The organism is Roseateles sp. P1_C6, assembly GCF_056406315.1.
On record NZ_JBFUAK010000010.1, the window covers coordinates 45,137 to 68,073 of the forward strand.

A 22,937-nucleotide genomic window follows, 5' to 3' on the forward strand; every position below is an offset into this window, starting at 1 on the left:
GGCTTGTCGTCGCCGATGCGCGCAGCCATGATCGGCGGTCATCTCAGGAGCCCCTCAGGAGACCGCCATGGCCACCAAGACCCGCAAGCCCGCCACCGCCAAGAAGGCCGCCGCCAACGCCGTCCCCATCCCCAAGCTCGACGCCCGCCCCGACCGGCTGGACCTGCGCGACCTGGTCTACCGCTCGCCGCTGCGCTCGCTGCCCGGCCGCTGGCCGCAGGACGCGGACCTGAAGCGCCTGCTGCCCGCCTACGTGAAGGCCGGCCGCATCCTCAACCAGGGCAATGAGGGCGCCTGCACCGGCTTCGGGCTGGCCTGCGTGACCAACTACCTGTACTGGCTGCGTCATCTCGAATCGGCCGCGCGCAGCCGCAAGCCGCCCGAGACCGTCAGCCCGCGCATGTTCTACGAGCTGGCCAAGCTCTACGACGAATGGCCGGGCCAGGACTACGAGGGCTCGTCCTGCCGCGGTGCGCTGAAGGGCTGGCACAAGCATGGCGTGTGCTCGTCCAGTTTGTGGCCCTACCCGCTGAGCGCGGACGGCCAGGGTGTGTTCGAGCGGCCGGCTGCCGGCTGGGACGAGGACGCGACCGGGCGGCCGCTGGGCGTGTACTACCGCGTCGACAAGAAGAGCGTCGTCGACATGCAGGCGGCCATCTACGAGATCGGCGCCGTCTACGTGTCGGCCGACGTGCACGACGGCTGGAGCCTGGACGAATCGGCCATGCCCGCCAGCCACGACAAGCTGCCGCGCATCGCACGCATGACGCAGAAGAGCGGCGGCCACGCCTTCGCGCTGGTGGGCTTCAATGAGCGCGGCTTCGTCGTGCAGAACAGCTGGGGCACCGGCTGGGGCGCCAGCGGCTTCGCCGTGCTGTCGTATGAAGACTGGGTCACCAACGGCACCGACGCCTGGGCCGTCGCTCTGGGCGTGCCGCAGGACTTGTCGGACGTGAAGGCCCGCCCGGCGCCGCCCGCCAAGGGCGCGAAGGGCGCCAAGGCGGCCCCTGCCGCCAGCGGCTTTCGCGTCATGGCCGGCCGCGGTCTGGGCGATGTCGGCGCCACGCTGCGCGTCGACGACAACCCCTCGGACGACCCCTGGCCCTTCAACCATGTCTTCGCGCACAAGCCCTACCAGCCGCTGCGCACCGACGCGGCCTACACGCACACGCTGGTGTCGGGCAACGACGGCCAGCTGATGTCCACCGACTTCACCCGCGCGCGCGACGACCGCGAGGGCCTGGCGCGCGAGCTGGTCGTCGAGCGGCCAACCGCCTGGTTCAAGGGCAGCAAGGACAAGACCGTGAAGCTGGCGCTCTACGCCCACGGCGGCCTGAACTCGGAGATCGGCTCCATCCAGCGCATCCGCGTGATGGCGCCCTATTTCCTCGCCAACGGCATCTACCCACTGTTCTTCACGTGGAAGACCGGCCCCGGCGAAACCGTGAAGTACATGCTGGAGGACTTGAAGCACCGCATCATCGATTCCGACGACCGCAGCGAGGGCTGGCTGGACCGCCTACGCGCGGCCGCCGCCGAGGCCAAGGACCGCGCCATCGAGGCCGTGGGCCGCCAGTTCGCCCGCGGCATCTGGAGCGAGATGCGCGAGAACGCCGAGGGCGGCGCGACGGCCGACCACGCGCTGGACCTCGCCGCGCGCATGCTGCGCGAACTGCGCGACACGCTGGTCAAGAGTGGCAAGACGCTGGAGATCCACCTCATCGGTCACTCGGCCGGCTCCATCCTGCTGGGCCATCTGCTGGGCCGGCTGGGCGGCGCCAACCTCGTGCCGGCCGCCAGCTGCGAGCTCTACGCCGCGGCCTGTTCCAGCGGCTTTGCCGTGCAGCACTACGGCGCCGCTGACCAGGCCGGCGTGCTGTCGCTGAAGACGCTGCGCCTGCACGTGCTGACCGACACCAACGAACGCGCCGACGGCCTGCCCTCGGCCGACCGCGACATCTACGGCAAATCCCTGCTCTACCTCGTCTCGCGCGCGCTGGACGACATCCGCAAGCAGCCGCTGCTGGGCATGGAGCGCGCCCTCGTCAAGCCCGACCCCGCCTGGGCCGACGACCAGTGGGTGGGCACGCCCAACGCCGACATGGCCGCCTGGCTCAAGCTCTGGCCCGGCGGCGCACTGCTGAACCGTGTCACCGCGCCCAAGGTCCGCACCACGAAGTGCGGCGACCAGATCGACGCCAGCCACGGCAGCTTCGACAACAACATCGACGTGCTGACGGGCACGCTGGAGCGCATCCGCGGTGGCGCGCTCGTGTCGCCCATGGAGTGGCTCGACTATTGAGTCGGCCGAGGGACAACGGATGGAGATGTCCGTTTGCGGCCAGCGCAGGCCGCCGTCGAGGGCCACCATGGCGGCGCCCACAGGAGACACCATGGCCTCGATCCGCCGCGACATCCACATCGACGTTCCTGCCGCCACCCTCTGGGACGCGATGCGCGACGTCGGCGCGCTGCACACCCGCCTCGCCCCCGGCTTCGTGACCGACTGCGTGATGGACGGCGACGATGCGCGCCAGCTGCGCTTTGGCAACGGCCTCACGGCGCGCGAGGTCATCATCGACATCGACGACGAGGCCCGCCGCATCGTCTGGTCGGCCGCGGGCGGCCGGCTGACACACCACAACGCGTCCACGCAGGTGTTCGATGCCGGCGGGTCGCGGTGCCGCGTCGTCTGGATTGCCGACCTGCTGCCGCATGCGCTGGCGCCGGCCATCGCCACGATGATCGACGCCGGCATGCAGGCGATGAAGATCCATGCCGAAGCGGCCACCGGCGACCGCTGAGCTGCGCATACGGCGCGCCATGCCCGCTTTGCCCGCCATCCGCCCGCGGCGCCGGCGCGCGCCCACCTCGCCGCCGCGGGGCTATTGGTTCGCCCTGTGCTGCAAACCTGCCGGCCATCGAGAATCACGGCCATGAAATACCTGCACACCATGGTCCGCGTCGAGAACGTCGACGCGTCGATGCGCTTCTACCGCGACGCCCTCGGCCTGCGCGAGGTCAAGCGCTTCGACAGCGAAGCCGGCCGCTTCACGCTGATCTACCTGGCCGCCCCCGGCGACGAGGATGCTCAGGTCGAGCTGACCTACAACTGGCCCGATGCCGACGGCAAGGCCGAAACCTACAGCGGCGGCCGCAACTTCGGCCACCTGGCCTACGCGGTGGACGACATCTACGCGGCCTGCCAGAAGCTGATGGACCACGGCGTGACCATCAACCGCCCCCCGCGCGACGGCCGCATGGCCTTCGTGCGCTCGCCGGACGGCATCTCGGTGGAACTGCTGCAGGCCGGCCCCGCGCTGGCACCGGCCGAGCCGTGGACGTCCATGCCCAACACCGGCAGCTGGTGAGTCACAGGGCCAGCGTGTCGGCCCAGATGTTCTCGGCCCAGCCCAGCGCGTAGGCCGCCTCCTGCGCGCTCGCCGCTGGCGACACACCACCCGAGCCCGGCACCGTCTTCATCGTCTTCTCGGCCAGGTCGTACTGGTGGACGGACGCCACGTGCATGGCCTGGTCCGGCGTGACGAAGCTGTAGCAGGTGTTCATCACCACCGGCGCCGGGTTCACGGCCTCGCCCTTGAGCAGTTGCAGCACCGCAGCCGCGGCCAGCTTGGCCTGCTGGTTGGCCAGATGGCCGGACTTGGGCATGCCCGAGGCCGACAGGATGGCGTCGCCGATGACGTGCACACCGGGCGCCACCTGGGCCTGCATGGTCAACCAGTCAATGCCCACCCAGCGACCATTCACGTTGGCGAAGTCCCTGGCGAGGTCGCCCGCGCGCTGCGGCGGGATCAGGTTGAGCACGTCGGCCTTGATGTCCTCGAACTCGAACTTCGCGACGCCGCCGGCCACCGCCTTCAGCTCGGCATTCGGCCGGTACTCCAACACGCCGGCGTGGTGCTGCGCAAAGGCGCGTTCGAACAGCGCCTTCTTGCTCTGCACCTCGGGGTTGGCGTCCAGCACCAGCAGCTTGGCGCGCGGCTTGGCGCGACGCAGCCAGGACGCGATCAGGCAGGCGCGCTCATAGGGCCCGGGCGGGCAGCGATACGGCGCCTTGGGGATGCTCATCAGCACGACGCCGCCGTCGGGCAGCGCCTCCAGCTGGCGGCGCAAGGCCAGCGTCTGCGTGCCGGCCTTCCAGGCATGCACGGCACGGCCACTGTCGAACGCGGTGGCCAGGCCGGGCACGCCGTCCAGCGTGAAATCGATGCCCGGCGCGAGGATGAGGCGATCCCAGGCCAGCGTGCCGCCGTAGGCCAGGCGAATCGTCTTCGCGGCCGGATCGATCGCCACGACCTCGCCGCGCAGGCGCTTCACGCCCTGGGCCTCCAGCCCGCCATAGCCGTGGGCAATGCTGATGGGCTCACGCGCACCCGCGACGACGAGGTTGGACATGGGGCAGGAGATGAAGCCCTCGTGGCGCTCCACCAGCGTCACGTCGACCGCCGCACCACCCCAGAGCTTCAGATAGCGCGCCGCCGTCGCGCCGCCGAAACCGCCGCCCACGACGACGACACGCCCCAGGCCCGGCGCTGTCGGCGTCGCACAGCCCGCCAGCGCCAGGCCACCGGCGGCAATCAGTTGGCGCCGCGCGATCATGGCTTGGCCTGCGCGGCAAAGTAGGCCGCCACGAGGCGCAGCTGCTCCTCGGTGTAGCCCTTGGCGATCTGCGGCATCACCGTGCCGGGCTGGGCGCCGCGGCGGTAGTCGGCCAGCAGTTCCAGCATCACGTCGGCCTTCATGCCGGCCAGCGGCGGCATGGTCTGGCCGCGCGGGCGGCCCTGCGTGCCATGGCAGTTCGCGCAGGTCGCCGCGAGGCTGCGGCCGACGTTGAGATCCTGGGCCAGCGCCGGGGCGCAACACAGCAACAGCAACCAAGCCTTCATCACAACTCCTGGTGTCAGAGTTTGTGGGAACGGTCTCCGCGTTCGAACCCCATCGCATCGAAGGGCGCATTCAACGGCGCGAAGGCGATCACCTTGAACAGCTCGCCCATCTCATGCTCGGCCAGCAGGCGGTGGGCCATGGCCCGCTCGCCCAGCGACGCTCCGCTGAGCAGATCGGCGATGCCGCAGTTGAGCAGGAAATTGGCCTGGCTGGTGTAGCCCAGCACGACGAGGCCGGCGTCCTGGCCGGCCAGCGCAATGCCGGTGAAGTTGACGTGGGCGGTGATGTCCTTGTCGCCCACGGCCACCAGCGGGTCGGCGTCGGCCAGGTGGGCCTGGTGGCACATCAGCGTGCCGCCGCGGCGCTGCGGGTGGTAGTACTCGGCCTCCGGGAAGCCGTAGTCGATGAAGAAGGCCGCGCCGCGCCTGAGCGTGCGGGCCAGCGTGCGGATGAAGGCCTCGGCCTGCGGGTGGATCTCGGTGACCGTGCCCGGCACGATGCCGTCTTCCAGCGGCGGGCGCAGCATGCTGTCGCGGTCTTCGAAGGCGAAGCCGTCGCCCGACGTGACCACGCCGCGCTCGCGCCAGACGTGGCCGTCGAAAGCGACCAGTTGCACCGGCATCGCGTCCAGCACCTCGTTGCCGACGACGACGGCCTCCAGCGCCGGGGGCAGCGCGTCCAGCCATTCGACGCGGTCACCCCAGTGGCTGAGGCGCTCGCGCTGGCGCTCCCGCAGTTCGGCCGACAACTCGACGATGCGGTAGCGCGCCAGACCGGCGTTCAGCGCGTCCAGCTCGGCGATCAGCTGCGCCGCCAGCGCGCCGGAGCCGGCGCCGAACTCGACGAGGTCGCGGCAGCCGCTGGCGTCCATCGCCTGCTTGAGCTGGCGCGCCAGTGCCCGGCCGAACAGCGGCGACATCTCCGGCGCGGTGACGAAGTCCGAACCGGTGCCGGGCATCTGGCCGAACTTGCGCCGGCCGCCGGCGTAGTAGCCCAGGCCGGGCTCGTACAGCGCCATCGCCATGAAGCGGTCGAACGGCAGCCAGCCCCCCGCCGCGGCGATCTCGGCATGCAGGCGTTGCAGCAGCGTCACCGCGCGCGCACCCAGGCTTCGAACTCCGCTGCCGGCATCGGCGAGCCGACCAGCTCGCCCTGCAGCTGCTGGCAGCCCCAGCTGGCCAGCAGCTGCCACTGCGCGGCCGTGCGCACGCCCTCGGCCGTCACGGTGAGGCCCAGCCCCACGGCCATCTGCACGATGGCGCGCGTGATCGCCTGGGCGCCGACGTCGTCGGGCAGGCGGGCAACGAAGCTCTGGTCGATCTTGAGCTTGTCCAGTGGCAGCTCCGTGAGATGAGCCAGCGAGGTGTAGCCGGTGCCGAAGTCGTCGACCGACACGGTCAGCCCCAATGCGCGCAGCTGCGCCAGCGTGGCCGGTGCATGGGCGATGTCGTCGATGAGCATGCGCTCTGTCAATTCCAGCTCCAGCCACTGGCCCTTGGCGGCGGCGTCGGTCAGCACGCGCGCCACCGTCTCGGCAAAGCCGTCCAGGTGGAACTGCATGCGCGACAGGTTGACGGCGATGCGCATCGGCCCGTGGCCGCTGGTCAGCCCCTGCTCGCGCCAGCGCCGCGCGGTGGCGGCGGCCTCGCGCAGCACCCACTCGCCCAGCGACAGCATCAGGCGGTGGCGCTCGGCAACGAAGATGAAGGCGTCGGGGCTCAGCAGGCCACGCTGCGGGTGGCGCCAGCGCAGCAGCGCCTCGGCGCCTGACAGCTGGCCGCTCGAGGCTTCGACCTGGGGCTGGAAGAACAGCTCGAACTCGTTGCGTGTCAGCCCCTGCGCCAGCTCGGCCTCCAGCACCAGGTCGGCGTAGGCCGTCTCGGCCAGCGCGGGCTCGAAGAACTGGTAGGTGGCGCGGCCGCGTGCCTTGGCGCGGTACATCGCCGTGTCGGCATGCTGGATGAGCTCGTCGGCCTGCTGGCCGTCATCGGGGTAGACGGCCACGCCGATGGACGGCGTGACCGACAGCGCGCGGCCGTCGGCCTTAACCGGCACCTCGACGACGGACAGCAGCGCCTCCAGCACGACGACGATGTCGGCGCGGCTCGTCAAATCGGTCAGCAGCACGACGAACTCGTCACCGCCGAAACGACCGACCAGGTCGCTGCCGCGCAGCGCGCCGACCAGCCGCTCCGACACGGTCGTCAACACCTGGTCACCTTCGAGATGACCCAGGGAGTCGTTGACGCGCTTGAAGTTGTCCAGGTCGATGAACAGCAGCGCCAGCGTCTCGCTCTTGCGCTCGGCGCGCTTCATCAGCAGGCTCATGCGATCCATGAAGGCCGATCGGTTGAGCAGGCCCGTCAGGCCGTCGTGGTGGGCCAGGTGCTGGATGCGGGCCTCGCTGGCGAGGCGATCGCGGATGTCGCGCACGACGGCCATGCGCAGCTTCTCGCCGTCGCGCTCCATCGTCCGCATGATCAGCTCGACCGGCACGCGTGCGCCGTCGCGGTGCTGGATGACCGTCTCGTAGCGCAGCTCCTGGGCCTGCTGCATGACCTCGCGCACCTTGGGCAACTCGTCCTCGGTCACGTAGGACAGCACGTGCTGGCCGATCAGCTCCTTGGCGGACCAGCCCGTCATCGCGCACAGCGGCTGGTTCACGTCGGTCATGATGCCGTCGCGGTGGAAGAGGATGCCCTCCACCGAGGCCTGCATGAACTTGTCCAGCCGCGCCTCGGACTCGCGCAACAGCCGCTCCGCGACACGGTGGCGGGTGATGTCGTAGACCAGCACCCAGCTGCCCAGCAGCGTGCCGTGGTCGTCAAACTGCGGGATCAGGTGGATCTCCAGACAGGCCTGCTCGCCGTCGGGCCGCGTCAGCTCGCGCTCGTACACCACCGGCTTGAGCTTGCGCACCAGCTCGTCCACCGACACGCGCACCTGCGCATAGGCCTCGGCGCCGATGATTTCGCTGAAATGCATGCCGACGATGGCGTCCTGCGTCAGGCCGAAAGCCTCCGCATAGCCGCGGTTGGCGAAGAGGCAGCGGTGGTCTGCCGCACCGTACAGCGCGATCCACGCGGGCACATGGTCCGCGAGCATGCGAAAGCGCGCGGCGTCCAGCGCCTGGCGTTCGAGATGCAGGTCAGTAGGTGCGGTCACGAGGTTTGCGCCGTGCGGCGGGCCAGACACAGATCGTCCCAGGCACCAGCCTTGTCGGCCGGCGAACGCAATAGATACGCCGGATGGTAGGTGACGACCAGCGGCAGGCCGCGCCAGGCATGCACGCGCCCGCGCAAACGGCCCAGCGGCTCGGCCAGGCCGGTCAGCCGGCGTGCGGCCTGCAAGCCCACGGCCAAGATGAGGCGCGGTTGCAGCAGCTCGATCTGGCGGGCCAGCACGGCTTCGCAGGCGTCCAGCTCGGCCGGTTGCGGCGCGCGCCCGCGCGGCGGCCGGCACTTGACGATGGGCGTCACGAAGGCCGTCGGCGCATCACCCGTGCGGCGCTGGCCGGCGGCCAGCAGCATGCGGTCCAGCAACCGGCCGGCGTCGCCGACGAAGGGCTCGCCAGCGGCATCGTCGGCCTCGTCCGGCGGGTCGGTGACGACCAGCCACTGCGCCTGCTGCAGCGCGCCGGCGCCGAAGACGGCATGGCGGCGTTGCTCGCACAGGCCGCAGGCGCGGCAGGTGGACACCGCCTCGCGCAGCGCGGGCAGGTCCAGGCCCGCAAAGCTGGAGGGCGCGACCGGCACGGCTGGCGGCACCGCTGCCAGCGCGATTGCCGGCGCAGCCACGCGCACGACGACGGGTGGCGGTGCGGCGACGACGATGGGTTCCGGCTCGGGTTCGGCGTCGGCCACCTGGGCGGCACCAGGCGCTGCAGGCAGCCGATATCCCATCTCCGCCAGCATGGCCCGTTGACGCTCATCCCAGGTCATTGCGCGTCCACCATCAAGCTCATCAGGATGGCGTCCTCGCGCGGCCCCTGCTTGACCGGGTAGTAGGCCCGCCGCCGCCCCACCTCGGCAAAACCGTAGCGGGCGTAGACCGCGCGGGCGCGCTCGTTGCTGACGCGCACCTCCAGCCACAGCTGCGTGAGGCCGCGGCGCCGGCATTCGGCGACGACGCGTTCCAGCATCGCGACGGCCAGGCCGTGCCCCTGCCAGTGCGGCACGACGGTGATGTTGAGCAGATGCAGCTCGTCCACGCCGGGCATCGCCGCCCAGTAGCCCAGCAGCTCGGCACGCGGCCCACGCAGCACCTCGGCCGGATAGCCCGCGGCCAGCGAGTCGACGAAATTGCCATGCGTCCACGGCACCGCATAGGCCAGGCGCTCGACGGCCATGACCTCGGTCAGGTCGGGTACCCGCATCGCCGCGGCCTCGAAAGGCGGCAGCTGGCGCTCCAGCAGCGCGCTCATGGCCGCTGCTCTCGCTCGGCCGTCGTCAGCGCCACCTTGTCGCGCACGTAGACCGGCAAGGCCTCGGCGGCATCCTGGGTGTCGCCGCGCTGCCAGGCGGCCAGCGCCAGCGCGGCCAGCGCCGCGGCCCGCGAGCGGGCCTGCGGCCAGGCGCGCGGCAAGGCGCCCAGCGCCTGGGCGTATTCGGTCAGCGCCGTGCCGGCCACCGCGGCCGGCGTGCCCCAGTGGGCCGCCAGCACCTCGGGGCGGTACAGCGCCGGCGTCGAAATGACCTGCCAGGCGCCATCCACCCAGCGGTAATGCGCCGCATAGATCTCACCGATGCGCGCATCCATCGCCACCCAGACGTCGTCACCCGCACCCTGGGCGCGTGCGTCTTCGGCCACCAGCATCAGGCTGTCGATGGCCAGCACCGGCTTGGACAGCCCGAACGCCAGCCCCTGGGCCACCGCGCAGGCCGTGCGCAGGCCGGTGAAGGCGCCAGGGCCCTGCCCGAAGGCAACGGCGTCCAGGTCGTCCATCTGCAGCCCGGCAGCGGTCAGCAAGGCCTTGACCTCGGGCAGCATGCGCGCGGAGGCCTGGGCGTCGCCCGCGGCCTCGAAGACCCTCGTCTGCCCCGGCGTCACGAGGGCCAGGGCCATCGTGTCGGTAGAGCTGTCGAGAGCAAGCAGAACGGGCATCAAGGCAGTTTACCGTCGGGGGTCATGAGAACCTTTGCGCTGGCCCTGGGCTGTGCCCTCGCTTTCCCTCTGAAAGCGGCCCCTGAAGTGCTGCCCCTGCCGCTGGCGGTTCAGGTCGCCCTGCGCCAGGCGCAGATCGACGCCGGGGCGGTGGGCATCGTCGTGCAGGCGCTGGACGAACCGCGGCCGCGTCTGGCCTGGCGGGCCGACGCGGCCATGAACCCGGCCTCGCTGACCAAGCTCGTCACCAGCATGGCCGCGCTGGACACGCTGGGTCCCGCCTGGCAGTGGCAGACGCCGGTCTGGCTGACGGAGGACGGCGGCCTGGCCGTGCAGGGCAGCGGCGACCCGCGGCTGACGACGGAGCGCCTGTGGGCGGGCCTGAAGCGCCTTGGCGTCGCGGAGCTGCACGGCCCGCTGCGCCTGGACCGCAGCGTCTTCACGCCCGGCACGGCCGACCCCGGCGACTTCGACGGCGAGCCCTGGCGCGTGGGCAACACCCAGCCCGAGGCGCTGCTGCTGAATGCCAAGGCGATCAGCTACACCATCCGGGTCGAAGGCCTGCAGGCCCGCATCAACGCCGACCCGGCGTTGGACCCGCCGCAACTCGTGCCGACGACCGCCGCCCCGTGCGGCGACTGGCGCACCGCGCTGAAGCTGCAATGGGCGCCCGGCCAGCGGCCGCGCTTTGGCGGCAGCTTTCCCGCCGCCTGCGGCGAACAGACCTGGCTGCTGGCCGACCCCGACCCGGCCAGCTATGCCGGCCGGCTGCTGGCGCTGATGCTGCGCGAGGCCGGCATCGCCTGGCGCGGCGACGCCGTCCTCGACGCCCCCGCGCCAGCCGGTGCGCCCACGCTGCTCTGGCCCGGCCCGACGCTGGCCGAGGCGCTGCGCGACATGAACAAGGCGAGCAGCAACCTCGCGGCGCAGCAGGTGCTGCTCAGCACCGCCCGCGCAGCCGGCGTGCCGACGCCTTCGCCCGACACCGCCGCCGCGTGGCTGCAGACCTGGCTGGACCAGCACGCGGGCACCACGCCGCCCAGCCGGCTCGTCAACGGCTCGGGCCTGGCCCGCGAGACGCGGCTCAGCCCCGGCCAGATCGCCGCGCTGCTGCGCTGGGCCTGGGGCCAGCCGTGGATGCCGGAGTTGCTGGCCTCGCTGCCGGTGGCCGGGCTGGACGGCACGCTCAGCCGCCAGCCCGCCCGCTTTGGCGCGGCGGCCGGGCGGGCGCATTTGAAGACCGGCTCGCTGCGCGATGTGGTCGCGCTGGCCGGCATCGTCGACGCGCCCTCGGGCCGGCGCTGGTTGCTGGTGGCCGTCATCAACCACCCGCAGGCGAACGCCGCGCGGCCCGTGCTGGAGGCGCTGCTGCGGTGGGTGGCGCAAGACGCGCCGGAGGCCAGGACCCGCTAGAGCAGGCCGGGGTTGCGCTGCCAGACGCTCCAGGTCAGCGCCGACGCGAAGCTGACCCAGGCCAGGTAAGGCAGGAGCAGCACGCCGGCCAGCCGGTGGATGCGCCAGAACGCCGTGGCCGTGCCGGCGATGAGGGCCCACAGCAGCAGCACGTCGGCGAAGGCCAATGCGCCCTGGTGCCAGGCGAAGAACAGCCACGACCACAGTGCATTCGCGGCCAGCTGCACGATGTACAGGCCCAGCGCGCCGTCGACGCGCTGCGACGGCCGCTCGCGCCACACCAGCCAGGCAGCAACCCCCATCAGCAGGTACAGCAGTGACCACACCGGGCCGAAGACCCCGGCCGGCGGCGCCCAGGCGGGCTTGGCAAGCTGGCTGTAGAAGCTGGCCGCGTCGACGGATGCGACGGCACCCACGGCGGCCGCCACGAAGGTGAACGCCAGCCAGGCCACCAGACCTAGCACCTGGGTCCGCGTGGATTTGTTCGGCATGACTGCCCTCGATAACGGTTCAGATGAGCGGCAACGATAGCCGCCGCGGCGACACCCGCTTGCCGGCGCTTGCCCGCTGAGCCGGTAGGAGCGGGCCTACGGTGGGCTTGAGCCCAGTCCGACCGGCGCCTGGCGGGGGCAAGGCTAGAGTGAATCCACACGACCCCAAGTGGAGTTGATATGTCATTTGCACTCTACATCCTCGGGCTCGCGGTGCTTCTCGGCGGCGTCGCCTGGGCCTTGATCACCGCCGGCCTGGCGGCCACCTACGTCGCCATCGCCTGCCTCATCGTGGCCGGCGTCGGCATCATGATGGCCGTGTCGCGCACCCGCGCCAAGGACCCACCGGCCTGAAAGGGAGGCGCGCAAGCGCCCCCACCCTGCCCGCTTGGCTGGCACCTGAAACGCCGCACCGCTGCCGCCCGCACAGCGCGGCGGCGGTCAGGGCGCCGGCGACCGGACCCAACAGCCAACGCCTTCGCAGCACGCTAACCCCGCCGACAACGCATCAGCAGCGCCGGCCCGTCCGGCGTGATGACCTGGCCCACCGCTTCGAAACCCGCCGCCGCATAGCAGCGGATGGCGCGCAGGTTGTCCGGCGAGGGGTCGGTCTGCACGACCGTGACCGCCGGGTCGGCAAGCAGGCGGTCGACGAAAGCGCGCACCATCGCGCGGCCCAGACCCAGGTTCAGCTGCGCCTCATTGGCCAGGAACTGGTCGATGCCGCGCGCCCCAGGGTCGGTCTCGTCCTCCCACCAGCCATCGCCCGAGCCCATGACGACATAGCACTGCACGAAGCCCACCGGCTCGCCGCCATGGTGGGCAATGAAAGCTCGCGTGCTGCCACCGCAAAGGAAGTCTTCACGCAGCTCGTCGACGGAATCCGCCGCCCCCCACCAGGCCGCCACATGAGGGCGAGACAGCCAGGCATTGAGCAGCGGCAGGTCGGCTTCGGCGAGCGGGTGGAACTCGAAGGCAGGCAGGGCGGGCGCGGGCATGTGGCGTTGTAACCCGACAGCTCAGGCGCCGGATTCACCATTCACCCGGCCGGGGCCGCCATTCGCCCGCTGCGCCCGCCGCGGCGGCGCCGGCACACGCAGCATGGCGGCATGAAGAACCTCCTGCACACCGTCAAGGCCAACCGCGGCTTCCTGCTGTTCCTGCTCAGCTTCGCGCTGCTGCGCACGGCCGTGGCCGACTGGAACCCCATCCCGTCGGGCTCCATGCGGCCCACGCTGCTGGAGGGCGACGTCGTGCTCGTCAACCGGCTGGCCTATGCCGTCAAGCTGCCGCTGACCGACATCGAGCTGCTGCCGCTGGGCGAGCCCCGGCGCGGCGACGTCGTCACGCTCAGCTCACCGGTCAACGGCACGCGCCTCATCAAGCGCATCGTCGGGCTGCCGGGCGACCGCATCGCGATGCGCGGCGACGTGCTCATCCTCAATGGCGAGCCGGCACGCTATGCCGACGCGCACAAGGTCGGCGAACTGCTGGCGCCCGGCTGGGCCGTCGACGCCGTGCGCGCGACGGAGCACATAGACGGGCGCCAGCATGCGGTGCAGTTCCTGCCCACGGCGCGGGCGCGGCGCGACTTCGCCGAGATCACCGTGCCGGCGGGCCACTACTTCCTGCTCGGCGACAACCGCGACAACAGCGAAGACTCCCGCTTCATCGGCACGGTGCCGCGCGAGAAGCTGATCGGGCGCGCCCACCATGTGGTCGTGTCGGCCGACTGGCTGGGCGAAGACGGCTGGCGCATGGCGCCGCGCTTCGAGCGCTGGGTATCGGCGATCCGCTGAAGAGTCTCAACCCCTGCGTGCGGCCTCGATGGCCGCGATGTCGATCTTCTTCATCGTCATCATGGCGTCGAACGCGCGCTTGGCGGCCGCGCGGTCCGGGTCGGCCACGGCGTCGGTCAGCGCGCGCGGCGTGATCTGCCACGACAGGCCCCAGCGGTCCTTGCACCAGCCGCACTGGCTTTCCTGGCCGCCATTGCCGACGATGGCAGCCCACAGGCGGTCGGTCTCCGCCTGGTCTTCGGTCGCGATCTGGAAGGAGAAGGCTTCGCTGTGCTTGAACAGCGGGCCGCCGTTCAGCCCGATGCAGGGGATGCCCGCCACCGTGAACTCGACGGTCAACACATCGCCCTGCCTGCCATCGGGAAAGTCGCCCGGCGCCCGGTGGACGGCGCCCACCGAACTGTCGGGGAACGTCTTGGCGTAGAAGTTGGCTGCATCGACGGCACCGCCGTCGTACCAAAGACAGATCGTGTTCTTGCTGACCATCCGGGCCTCCTGAAGCGCCGTTTCGTGACGAGGAAATAGAGAAGGCCCGATGTATCGACATCAGGCCTTCAGTCGCTTGCCTGTCGAGTGCCTTTTCAGGTGACTGTTCTGGATCGCGACACAACCAATTTAGGCAACGCGACGCATCGCGGACACCTCGTCAACGCCGCGTGTGGGCGTAGGTATCGGCCTACAGGCGCGAGGGGACTTGATACCCCACGTTTGCGAAGGACAACCTCGATGCAACCAGCAGGTTCGATGAGTGCTCCTGGCGCGACTGCGAGCAGACAGGTTGCGAGGGATTGCCCCGTCAGTTCGCCGCCGAAAGCAAGCGGCGCAAGCAAGGGCTGTTCTCAAGGCCAGGGCACAGAACGACCACGTTCCCGCAGCTCGGGGCATCTGCTACGTCGCCGATGCGGTCCCCGAAAGCAAGGCTTCTACTTGGTCGCGTGGATATGGGGTGCGTCTGTCTTCACCGTGCAGCTTGACGTAGAAGTCATTGATGACTGTGGCGATCGACGCATGGCGGTGGACGATCTCAGCCACGTTGGAAGGCATACCGGACACAAGTTGATGCATCGCTTGACCCTGTGCGGCGGCCCGCACCAATTCGAAACGAGCTGGCGGGCTGTCTACCGCCGGCGCGAAGGCTTTGACCAACCAATTGACCCATTTGGCCAATGCGTAGCCGCGGTCCAGGCTCGCGTTGCGATGCAGGTAGCTCAATTCGTCCGTCGAAAGCGCAAAGCGCGCCGATGTGGCCAGACCGAGGTCTGCAAAGTACAGGCGTTGCCCATCAGTCAGGATGTTCCCGTGGTGGGCATCACCGTGGAGCAAGCCCAGCGAGTTCATCTGGGGAATGTCGACGGTCAGGCCGCGCTCAACCATCGCCAGGGTCGACTCCGTCACCACTTTGCGCGGAGTGATTTGCTGCTCCAGCCACGCACCAAGAGTCCAGGGCACGTGCTCCAAGAAGATCATGAGGCTGGACTTGGCTTCAGCGAGCGCAACCAGGCGAGCCCCCATGGCATCTGAGCCGCCCCAATAGCTGGTCATGCGCGCAACGTCAGTCCATTCGACGGGTGGCGGCGCGGCTGCTGGTGACGATGGACCTTCCAGCACCCGCCAGTGGTACATCAGGGGAAAGCTCACCAACTGATGAGCCAGCACCCAGCCCGTCGTCATGACATTGGCGGCCAACTCGCGCCAGGCGCCGAAACCAGCGGAGCCGACGTTGCGCTGGCAATATGTCGGAAGCCCGAAGAGGTTCGCCGTCGACATCTGGTGTGCAGGGAGCAGCTCCAAATCGGTCAACCGCAGGCGTTTTGCGAACACCTTGTGTCCGGCGAGCGCAAAAGTCAGAGTGGTCCCACCGATGCCCGACGCCAATTGCTCGGCGCCGTCCACCAGTTGAGTCAACTGCTGGTCACTTTGCAGGGCAAGCTCGGTCGATAGCTGCGCAAATCGTGCAATGCGCTCACTGTGGGTCATTGAAGCAGTGGTGGGGGTGTCGAAGCAAACGGCGCGCAGCCTAGCAGCATGAACTCTTCCCTACGCGCCCGGGCAGGAGCAGCCGTTGACGACGGGCGGCTTCAAAGCGCTCCAAGCTGGCGGTTACCACTGGAGTTGCCGTGCATCGGTCACGACCACTGGATCGGCAGGGCGGGGGGCTACAGACGAGCCGGCGGCCTAGGCATCTGCGGATGGGTCTCCCCCTCAAGCGATGGCAACATCGTCGAGCCCATGTCCCACCCGACGGCGGCGCAGGGCTGCCAGGACGTTTGTGACTGGCGCGGCATTTGCCCTGAAAAATATCACTGTGCAAAAGCACGGCAGAACGGAGGAAGTTCATATGCCACAAGCGCTTGTACGCGTAGCGCGGCTGCCGTTGGCGCGGTCTCCGGTGTTATCCGACAGTTGCCGTCGGTATATAACTAGTTGAGCAGCATGAAGACGCGCTATCGATGCTTTCAGGAGTTGTCAGGCACCACTAGCCTGCTGCCCGCAGATGCGGAAGACGAGACGCGAGATAAGGGACTGCTTCAGCCGGATGCTGAACTGCTGTGGGAAATCGAGGCAGACACCTGGGAGGAAGCAATGGCGATTCGCAACCTGCGGATGGGGTTTGGTCCGTATGTCCCTGTCGGAGAAGCGCAGCCTTGTCCGAAGTGCAGCGCCGCCTTTTACCCTGAAGGTTCGGGGCAATGCTGGCGCTGCGGACCGGTATGCTGAAACCGCTTCCCAACCCATCATTCAAGCGGACCTGCGCCAGCTACGCTGGCTGGTCCGCTTAATTTAGACGTTAGGCGCCATGGCAATTATCTCGATCGTCAGAACAGGCACATGGCTCTACGGAGGCACGGTAGAGACTCCCGTTGATATCGTTGCCCTAGGTTTCGACTGGCAGTACGAGCTGGACAAGGCAGACGGGCAACTTGAAGCTGGCGCTGCCCCAATGCCGATGGGGCCAGACGGCTACCTGTACTACGTTCGCTTCAAACATGCGCTGGAGGTTTCCGCGCCAACCTGGCCTGACTCCATCGGATTCCCCACAGTCGACAGGGCAATGCGTTGCGCTGAGGGCAAGGTTCAAGGCGGCGTCCGCTGGCATAGCCGGCTTGGCGCCTAACAATTCATTCAAGCCAAAGCCGCTTCGCGGCTCGGCTTAATTCAGGCGCTAGTCCTCCACTCCCCCGCGTGGACTGTCCACGCACTTCAATCCCGAACGGATCGTCTATGCCTCTCGTCACCCTCACCGTCCTTCGTCCCAAGACGTCCGATTTCAAAGACACCGTGCTGCGGGCGGTACACGACGCCCTTGTCAGCATCGGCGTCCCGGATGCGGATCGATTTCATCGGGTACTGGAACTCTCACCCGAGGACTTCCGCTTCGATCGTTCCTACCCGGACGTGCAAGGCAGTCGAAGCGACAACTTCATCTTGATCGAGGTCGTGCTGTCCGCAGGGCGAAGCGTGAAAGTCAAAAGGCAGTTCCTCACCAAGCTTATGGAAGGCCTCAGCGCGGCTGGACACGACCCCGAGGATGCAATGGTGGTTTTCAAGGAAACAACCTGGGAAAATTGGGCGTTCGCTGGGGGCCGGCAGATTCATGTCTAGACAGCGGCGCGCGAGGCCTAACCCGTCTCTCGGGTGGGCCTCAAGCGACCGGCCGCACTACGCCCAGCAGTTGAACATCGCCTCGTGCGGCCAGCCGTTTTCGCGCCCTCAGCTCCAACGTCAGGCCGCGGAGCCGCCCACCCAGCATGTCTGCAGAGTCGTCTACCGTTGCGTTTCGCTGTACCAAGTGCCAGGAGCCGTTTGTTCCGCCGGACGGCGGGCACTGTGGAGAGTGTGGAGAGCTGTTCTGCATGAGCCATCTTCCGTACTCCAACCCCTCGCCACGTTTGGGTTGGTCTTTGCTGGCTTGCCAGGCCTGCTTCCAAGCAGCGCGTGCTGTCCAGCCAGGTGCGCGGCAGTAGGCGCTCTGTGAGTCTTCCGATGCCTAGCCCTTCACCCTCGGGTGAGATCCAACGTTAAGTGGACGGTGGAAACAGTCAGCTCATGCGGCTGCACGAGTGGTACGGGGACTTTTCCCGGCCGTCGGGGCCGACCGGGGAGCTGTGGGACGAATGGAAAGCTCCAGGCGCAATACTGGCAGGTCGACGTACCGTGGAGCAGGTCGATCACTGGGGCGGGGACATCACGGTGTCCGGATCGTCGTGCCCAGCCACCGGCCGCCCGGTCCGTCCGTCGCGAACTATCCGTTGGTGACGTACGTGACCGATGGGATCGAGAGCGCGATGGCACAGGCGAAGTCCGCCGCTGGGAAACGCGACGTGCTCATGCTGGGCGCGTACACGGCGCAACGGGCCCTCCAGGCCGGTGTACTGGACGAGTTGCAAGTTCACCAGATCCCGGTGCTGTTCGGTGGTGGCCGTCGGCTGTTCGAGGTGTTGCCGGCGCGCATCGAGCTGGAGATCGTTCGGGTGATCGACACGCCGGAGGCCACACACATTCGCTACCGCGTCCGTCGCTGAGCCGGGCGGTTGGGTGACAGATGGACGGCGAGACGCCACCTAACAGCTGGTAGCAGCGGATGGTCCGCTGCTGGGCCCGCCGCTTAACCGAAGTTTTGAACGTCAGCGTTGGGCCGCCTTATCGGGCGTGATGCTACTTCCGCTCTGCGTCGGAAGCCGCCACCCGGGGCCATCCATCCGAAGGCCCGCGAGCCTGAACAGCCGCCACCCAGCGCCACTCACTCCTCCCACCGGAACCGCCACACCGCGATCAGCGCGAACACCGCGCTGAAGCCCAGCATCACGCCGCTGGGCAGCAAGGCCTCGGCAAAGCCCTGGCCGCGCCAGGTCATCGCGTCCAGCGCGTCCACCGCCCAGCGCGTGGGCACGGCCAGCGACACCGTCTGCAGCCACTCCGGGAAGATGAAGGCCGGCACCCAGGCGCCGCCCAGCATGACCATCAGCAGCGTGGCCAGGATGGCCAGGCCCCGCGTGGCCTCCGGCGTGCGCCCCAGCGCGGCGACCAGCAGGCCGAACGTAGCAGTCAGCAGCGCGAAGCTGGCCAGCACCAGCGCAAAGCCCAGCGGGCTGCCCAGCACGCGCACACCGAAGGCCGCGATGGCGACGATGTAGATGACGGCGAAGACGATCAGCGAGATCAGCGCGCTAGCGACGATGCGGCTGCCCAGCAGCTGGGCACGCGACAACGGCGCCGCGCGCAGGCGCTTCCACAGGCCCAGGCGGCGCATCAGCAGCAGGCCCATGCCCATCTCGACGCCGCTCATCAGGATGAACTGCACGCCCATGCCGGCGAAGGAGTGGGCATAGCTGTTGTAGGCCACCGGCGCGGCGTTGGCGGTGGATTGCAGGGCTTCGATCTCGCGCGTCGTGTAGGGCATGGACAGGCCGCCGGCCTGCGGCGCCGATGCCGCCGACGCGGCCGAAGCCGCGGCGGTCTCGTGGCGTTGCACGGTGCCGATGGCGGCAAACATCTTCACCAGGTCTTCACGCTGACCCGCCGGCATGCTCGAGGACTGGCGCACCTGACTCTCCAGGTCGCCCAGCGCCGCGGGGCTGAAGCTGTTGCGGCTGACTTCCTGCATGACGGTCTGCGCAAGCAGCCCGCGGACGACGGCCAGCGCGCTGGCCTGCGAGGGGTCGTAGTGCAACGCGATCTCGGGCTTGGCGCCGGCGCCGAACAGCGCGCGGCCGGCCTGCTCGCCCAGGCCTTTGGGCAGGATGGCGACGGCGCGCAGCTTGCCGGCGCGCACCTGGGCCAGCAGGTCGGCCTCGTCGCCGACGGTGGTCTTCAGCGAGGCCTCGGTCTGCAGCGCGGCGACGACGCGCTGCGACAGCGGGCTGCCGTCCTGGTCGACGACGCCGACGGCGATGCCCGCCATCTTGCTGTTGCTGCCGAACAGGCTGCCGAAGAAGGCGGCGATGAGGATGGGCGCGACGATGCTCATCAAAAGCGCGCGGCGGTTGGAGAAGTGCAGCTTCAGTTCTGCACGGACGAGGGCGAGCAAGGCTTGCATGGTTCAGTCCTCTTCAGTCGCGCAGTTGGCGGCCGGTCAGGGCCAGGAAGACGTCTTCGAGCGTGGCACGCGCCGAGGCCAGGCCGCGCACCTTGACACCGCGCTGGGCCAGCGCGGCCAGCAAAGGGCCGGTGTCGCGGCCGATGTCGGCCACGCTGGCGTCCAGCCGCTGGCCCACACGCTTGACGCCGGGCAGGCCTTGCAGCGCCGCGTCGTCGGGCTCGCCGTCGAGCTCCACATGCAGCGTCTGCGCGGCCGGCAGCAGCGCGAACAACTGCGCCTGCGTGCCGCTGGCGACGACGCGGCCGTGGTCGATGATGACCAGGCGGTCCGCCAGGCGCTCGGCCTCTTCCATGTAGTGGGTCGTGTAGATCAGCGCCTTGCCGGCCGCTTTCAGCAGCTCCAGGTTGTCGAAGATGGCGTTGCGGCTCTGCGGGTCGACGCCGGCCGTGGGCTCGTCCAACAGCAGCACCTCGGGGTCGTGCACCAGCGCGCAGGCGATGTTCAGGCGGCGCTTCATGCCGCCCGAAAAGGTGGCGGGCTTGTCCTTGGCGCGGTCCGACAGCCCCACCATGGCCAGCACCTCGTCGGTGCGGCGCTTCAGCAGGTCGGGCGCCATGCCGTACAGCGCGCCGAACAGCTCGACGTTCATGCGCGCCGGCAGCTCCTCGTACAGCGCGATGTCCTGCGGCACCAGACCGATGCGGCGCTTGTAGCCGGCCTCGTCGGACGCCAGGCTGACGCCGCCGGCGAGCGTCACGGTGCCGGCGTCTGGCACCGTCAGGCCGCAGATCATGCCCACCGTGGTCGACTTGCCCGCGCCGTTGGGGCCCAGCAGGCCCAGCACCTCGCCGGGCCGCAGCGCCAGGCTGACCTCGTGCACGGCCGTCCTGTCCCCATAGGCCTTGCGCAGGCCGCGGGCCACCAGCACTTCCTTGTCCATGCCTTCACCTCCTGGTTCGATTGGGGCGGATGCTAGGTGGGCAGGCGCGCGGCTCCGAGGGGGTTGCGACGGATGGCGAGCCCGGCGCGTGAATGGACAGCGCGCGGCGCCAACGGCCCATACTCGCGGCATGGCGGCTCGCATCGGCATCATCGGCACCGGCTGGGTCGGCACCAGCGTCGCGTTCTCGACGCTGCTCGCCGGGCACGCCAGTGAGCTTTGGCTGCACGACCAGCGCGGCGACGTCGCCGAAGGCGAGGCCATGGACCTGGCCGACGGCGCGGCCTTCTACCCGCGCTGCGCCGTGCGCGCGGTGGCGCTGGCGCAGATGCGCGAGGCCGACATCGTCGTGCTGGCGGCCGGCCGCAACGGCCGCCCCGACGAGAGCCGGCTGGACCTGCTGCGCGACAACGCCCGCATCGCCGCCGACCTGGGCCGTGCGCTGGCGGGCTTTCCCGGCATCGTCATCGTCGTGACCAACCCGGTGGACGTGCTGACCCGCGTCGTCACGGCCGCCAGCGGCCTGCCGCCCGAGCGCGTCATGGGCACCGGCACGCTGCTGGACACCGCCCGGCTGCGCGAGCGCCTGGCCGTCAAGCTGGCCGTGGCGCCGCAGTCGGTCCATGCCCAGGTCGTCGGCGAGCATGGCGACTCGTCCGTCATGCTGTGGTCGGGCGCCCGTGTCGGCGGCGTGGCCTTGCGCGATTGGCAGGGCTGGCAGCCGGCCGAAGAGGCAGCGCTGGCGCAGTCGGTGCGCCACGCGGCTTACGAGGTCATCCGGCGCAAGGGCGCCACCAACCACGCCATCGGCCTGGTGGCAGCGGAGCTGATCGGCTGCATCGCCCGCGACGAGCGCCGGCTGCTGCCGGTCAGCCGCGTGCAGACCGGCATCTGCGGCATCCAGGGCGTGGCGTTGTCGCTGCCGGCGCTGGTGGGCGCGGGCGGCGCCGTGCAGGTGGTGGAGCCCGCGCTGGATGCGGCCGAACGCGAGGCCCTGGCAGCCTCCGCCGCCGTGCTGGCGGGTGCGTACGCGTCTCTGGCCGGCTGAACGCCGGCTGGCGGTGTCAGGCCGTGGCGAGCGCCCGGCCGATCAGGATCTTCTGCACCTCGCTCGTGCCCTCGTAGATCTGGCAGACGCGCACATCGCGGTAGATGCGCTCGACGGGGAAGTCGCTCAGGTAGCCGTAGCCGCCGTGGATCTGGATCGCGTCGGAGCAGACCTTCTCGGCCATCTCGCTGGCGAACAGCTTGGCCATGGCCGCCTCCTTCAGGCAGGGCCGGCCGGCGTCCTTCAGGCTGGCGGCATGCCAGATCAGCTGGCGCGCCGCCTCGATCTGCGTGGCCATGTCGGCCAGCTTGAACTGCACCGCCTGGTGGTTGAAGATGGGCTGGCCGAAGGTGACGCGGTCACGGCTGTAGCGCAGCGCCGCCTCGAAGGCCGCACGCGCCATGCCGACCGACTGCGAGGCGATGCCGATGCGCCCGCCCTCCAGGCCCGACAGCGCGATCTTCAGGCCCTGGCCCTCGTCGCCGAGCCGGTTGGCGGCCGGCACGCGGCAGTTCTCGAACAGGATCTGGGCCGTGTCGCTGCTGTGCTGGCCCATCTTCTCCTCGATGCGCGCGACCGTGTAGCCGGGCGTCGCGGTCGGCACGACGAAGGCGCTGATGCCCTTCTTGCCGGCGGCCTTGTCGGTCACGGCCATGACGATGGCCACATCGCCCTGCTTGCCGCTGGTGATGAACTGCTTGACGCCGTTCAACACATAGTCGTCGCCATCGCGCACGGCGGTCGTCTTCAGCCCACCGGCCTCGGAGCCCACGTGCGGCTCGGTCAGGCAGAAGGCGCCCAGCATGTCGCCACGCGCCAGCGGCTTCAGGAAACGCTCCTTCTGCTCATCGTTGGCGAACGCCATCAGGATGGAGCAGACCGGGCAGTTGTTGACGCTGACCACCGTGCTGGTGCCGCCGTCGCCGGCGGCGATCTCTTCGAGGATGACGGACAGCGCCAGGTAGTCCAGGCCCGCGCCGTCCCACTCGGTGGGCACGGCCACGCCGTAGCAACCGAGGGCGGCGAGGCCCTTGAGCTGTTCGGCGGGGAAATGGTGGTTCTTGTCCCAGGCGGCGGCGTGGGGGGCGATCTCGGCCTGCACGAAGGCGCGGATGGCGTCTTGCACGGCGAGGTGGTCTTCGGGAAGCAGCATGGTGGGCTCGACCTCTGATTGGGGGTGAGCCATTGTCCCGTC

24 protein-coding genes are annotated in these 22,937 nt (G+C 69.4%); 10 read left to right on the forward strand and 14 right to left on the reverse strand.

Translation table 11 applies throughout. From position 1 onward, the window contains the following. The first annotated feature begins 67 nt into the window (after positions 1-67). The 3 genes from AC1D29_RS21455 to AC1D29_RS21465 all read left to right on the forward strand — a co-directional run bounded on the left by AC1D29_RS21455 (position 68) and on the right by AC1D29_RS21465 (position 3,371). Positions 68-2,302, forward strand: a complete 2,235-nt coding sequence (locus AC1D29_RS21455) for a C1 family peptidase (protein WP_477901205.1) — start codon at positions 68-70, stop codon at positions 2,300-2,302. 91 nt (positions 2,303-2,393) lie between these two features. Further along, positions 2,394-2,804 (forward strand): SRPBCC family protein, encoded by a 411-nt coding sequence (locus tag AC1D29_RS21460; protein ID WP_477901207.1) that lies wholly within the window; start codon positions 2,394-2,396, stop codon positions 2,802-2,804. 132 nt (positions 2,805-2,936) lie between these two features. Beyond that, the gene (locus tag AC1D29_RS21465; protein WP_477901209.1) at positions 2,937-3,371 is read left to right on the forward strand and encodes a VOC family protein; all 435 of its coding nucleotides are present in this window, start codon (positions 2,937-2,939) and stop codon (positions 3,369-3,371) included. A 1-nt stretch (position 3,372) separates the two neighbouring features. Here AC1D29_RS21465 and AC1D29_RS21470 read toward each other — a convergent pair whose 3' ends face one another. From AC1D29_RS21470 to tsaB, 7 genes are read right to left on the reverse strand one after another with little or no spacing between them, the layout of a single operon-like run. Next, positions 3,373-4,620, reverse strand: coding sequence for an FCSD flavin-binding domain-containing protein (locus AC1D29_RS21470; RefSeq protein WP_477901211.1), 1,248 nt, complete (start codon positions 4,618-4,620; stop codon positions 3,373-3,375). Then, positions 4,617-4,907: a c-type cytochrome gene (locus tag AC1D29_RS21475; protein ID WP_477901213.1), complete on the reverse strand. Its 291-nt coding sequence runs from the start codon at positions 4,905-4,907 to the stop codon at positions 4,617-4,619. Before AC1D29_RS21475 ends, AC1D29_RS21470 begins: the two co-directional genes overlap by 4 nt. Positions 4,908-4,921: 14 nt before the next feature. Continuing rightward, positions 4,922-6,001: a class I SAM-dependent methyltransferase gene (locus AC1D29_RS21480; protein WP_477901215.1), complete on the reverse strand. Its 1,080-nt coding sequence runs from the start codon at positions 5,999-6,001 to the stop codon at positions 4,922-4,924. Continuing rightward, positions 5,998-8,073, reverse strand: a complete 2,076-nt coding sequence (locus tag AC1D29_RS21485) for a putative bifunctional diguanylate cyclase/phosphodiesterase (RefSeq protein WP_477901217.1) — start codon at positions 8,071-8,073, stop codon at positions 5,998-6,000. The genes AC1D29_RS21480 and AC1D29_RS21485 overlap by 4 nt, the downstream gene beginning before the upstream one ends. Next, positions 8,070-8,849 (reverse strand): uracil-DNA glycosylase, encoded by a 780-nt coding sequence (locus tag AC1D29_RS21490; protein ID WP_477901219.1) that lies wholly within the window; start codon positions 8,847-8,849, stop codon positions 8,070-8,072. Before AC1D29_RS21490 ends, AC1D29_RS21485 begins: the two co-directional genes overlap by 4 nt. Continuing rightward, the gene (gene rimI, locus AC1D29_RS21495) at positions 8,846-9,331 is read right to left on the reverse strand and encodes a ribosomal protein S18-alanine N-acetyltransferase (RefSeq protein WP_477901221.1); all 486 of its coding nucleotides are present in this window, start codon (positions 9,329-9,331) and stop codon (positions 8,846-8,848) included. Before rimI ends, AC1D29_RS21490 begins: the two co-directional genes overlap by 4 nt. After that, positions 9,328-10,011, reverse strand: a complete 684-nt coding sequence (gene tsaB, locus AC1D29_RS21500; protein WP_477901223.1) for a tRNA (adenosine(37)-N6)-threonylcarbamoyltransferase complex dimerization subunit type 1 TsaB — start codon at positions 10,009-10,011, stop codon at positions 9,328-9,330. The genes rimI and tsaB overlap by 4 nt, the downstream gene beginning before the upstream one ends. 87 nt (positions 10,012-10,098) lie before the next feature. Here tsaB and dacB point away from each other — a divergent pair, with 87 nt between their 5' ends. After that, positions 10,099-11,424: a D-alanyl-D-alanine carboxypeptidase/D-alanyl-D-alanine endopeptidase gene (dacB, locus tag AC1D29_RS21505; RefSeq protein ID WP_477901225.1), complete on the forward strand. Its 1,326-nt coding sequence runs from the start codon at positions 10,099-10,101 to the stop codon at positions 11,422-11,424. On the opposite strand, the gene AC1D29_RS21510 is transcribed toward dacB, so the two are convergent. Continuing rightward, on the reverse strand, positions 11,421-11,915 hold the full coding sequence (locus AC1D29_RS21510; protein WP_477901228.1) for a TspO/MBR family protein: 495 nt from the start codon (positions 11,913-11,915) through the stop codon (positions 11,421-11,423). The two genes, dacB and AC1D29_RS21510, sit on opposite strands and share 4 nt — an antisense overlap. 180 nt (positions 11,916-12,095) lie before the next feature. On the opposite strand from AC1D29_RS21510, the gene AC1D29_RS21515 reads away from it, so the two are divergent. Then, positions 12,096-12,269, forward strand: a complete 174-nt coding sequence (locus AC1D29_RS21515; RefSeq protein WP_477901230.1) for a hypothetical protein — start codon at positions 12,096-12,098, stop codon at positions 12,267-12,269. Positions 12,270-12,403: 134 nt separating this feature from the next. Here the strand turns inward: AC1D29_RS21515 and AC1D29_RS21520 are convergent, their stop codons facing one another. Beyond that, positions 12,404-12,913 (reverse strand): GNAT family N-acetyltransferase, encoded by a 510-nt coding sequence (locus AC1D29_RS21520; RefSeq protein ID WP_477901232.1) that lies wholly within the window; start codon positions 12,911-12,913, stop codon positions 12,404-12,406. Between the two features lie 111 nt (positions 12,914-13,024). Here AC1D29_RS21520 and lepB point away from each other — a divergent pair, with 111 nt between their 5' ends. Then, entirely contained in the window at positions 13,025-13,714 is a 690-nt protein-coding gene (gene lepB / locus AC1D29_RS21525; protein ID WP_477901234.1) for a signal peptidase I, read from the forward strand. Between the two features lie 6 nt (positions 13,715-13,720). Here lepB and AC1D29_RS21530 read toward each other — a convergent pair whose 3' ends face one another. Both AC1D29_RS21530 and AC1D29_RS21535 read right to left on the reverse strand, forming a co-directional pair. Continuing rightward, positions 13,721-14,200 (reverse strand): VOC family protein, encoded by a 480-nt coding sequence (locus AC1D29_RS21530; protein WP_477901236.1) that lies wholly within the window; start codon positions 14,198-14,200, stop codon positions 13,721-13,723. Positions 14,201-14,602: 402 nt separating this feature from the next. Beyond that, positions 14,603-15,691, reverse strand: coding sequence for a hypothetical protein (locus AC1D29_RS21535; RefSeq protein ID WP_477901238.1), 1,089 nt, complete (start codon positions 15,689-15,691; stop codon positions 14,603-14,605). A gap of 456 nt (positions 15,692-16,147) precedes the next feature. Between AC1D29_RS21535 and AC1D29_RS21540 the strand changes: the two genes are divergently transcribed. The 3 genes from AC1D29_RS21540 to AC1D29_RS21550 all read left to right on the forward strand — a co-directional run bounded on the left by AC1D29_RS21540 (position 16,148) and on the right by AC1D29_RS21550 (position 18,237). Then, positions 16,148-16,432 (forward strand): hypothetical protein, encoded by a 285-nt coding sequence (locus AC1D29_RS21540; protein WP_477901240.1) that lies wholly within the window; start codon positions 16,148-16,150, stop codon positions 16,430-16,432. 504 nt (positions 16,433-16,936) lie between these two features. Continuing rightward, a complete protein-coding gene (locus tag AC1D29_RS21545; protein WP_477901242.1) occupies positions 16,937-17,317 on the forward strand; it encodes a tautomerase family protein in 381 nt (126 codons plus the stop codon). 659 nt (positions 17,318-17,976) lie between these two features. Then, positions 17,977-18,237: a dihydrofolate reductase family protein gene (locus AC1D29_RS21550; protein ID WP_477901244.1), complete on the forward strand. Its 261-nt coding sequence runs from the start codon at positions 17,977-17,979 to the stop codon at positions 18,235-18,237. Positions 18,238-18,455: 218 nt separating this feature from the next. On the opposite strand, the gene AC1D29_RS21555 is transcribed toward AC1D29_RS21550, so the two are convergent. Then, entirely contained in the window at positions 18,456-19,751 is a 1,296-nt protein-coding gene (locus AC1D29_RS21555) for an ABC transporter permease (RefSeq protein WP_477901246.1), read from the reverse strand. Between the two features lie 13 nt (positions 19,752-19,764). Then, the gene (locus tag AC1D29_RS21560; RefSeq protein ID WP_477901248.1) at positions 19,765-20,694 is read right to left on the reverse strand and encodes an ABC transporter ATP-binding protein; all 930 of its coding nucleotides are present in this window, start codon (positions 20,692-20,694) and stop codon (positions 19,765-19,767) included. Between the two features lie 130 nt (positions 20,695-20,824). Between AC1D29_RS21560 and AC1D29_RS21565 the strand changes: the two genes are divergently transcribed. Continuing rightward, positions 20,825-21,742 (forward strand): lactate/malate family dehydrogenase, encoded by a 918-nt coding sequence (locus tag AC1D29_RS21565; RefSeq protein ID WP_477901250.1) that lies wholly within the window; start codon positions 20,825-20,827, stop codon positions 21,740-21,742. 16 nt (positions 21,743-21,758) lie between these two features. Here AC1D29_RS21565 and AC1D29_RS21570 read toward each other — a convergent pair whose 3' ends face one another. Next, positions 21,759-22,895, reverse strand: coding sequence for an acyl-CoA dehydrogenase family protein (locus AC1D29_RS21570; protein WP_477901252.1), 1,137 nt, complete (start codon positions 22,893-22,895; stop codon positions 21,759-21,761). Between the last annotated feature and the right edge of the window lie 42 nt (positions 22,896-22,937).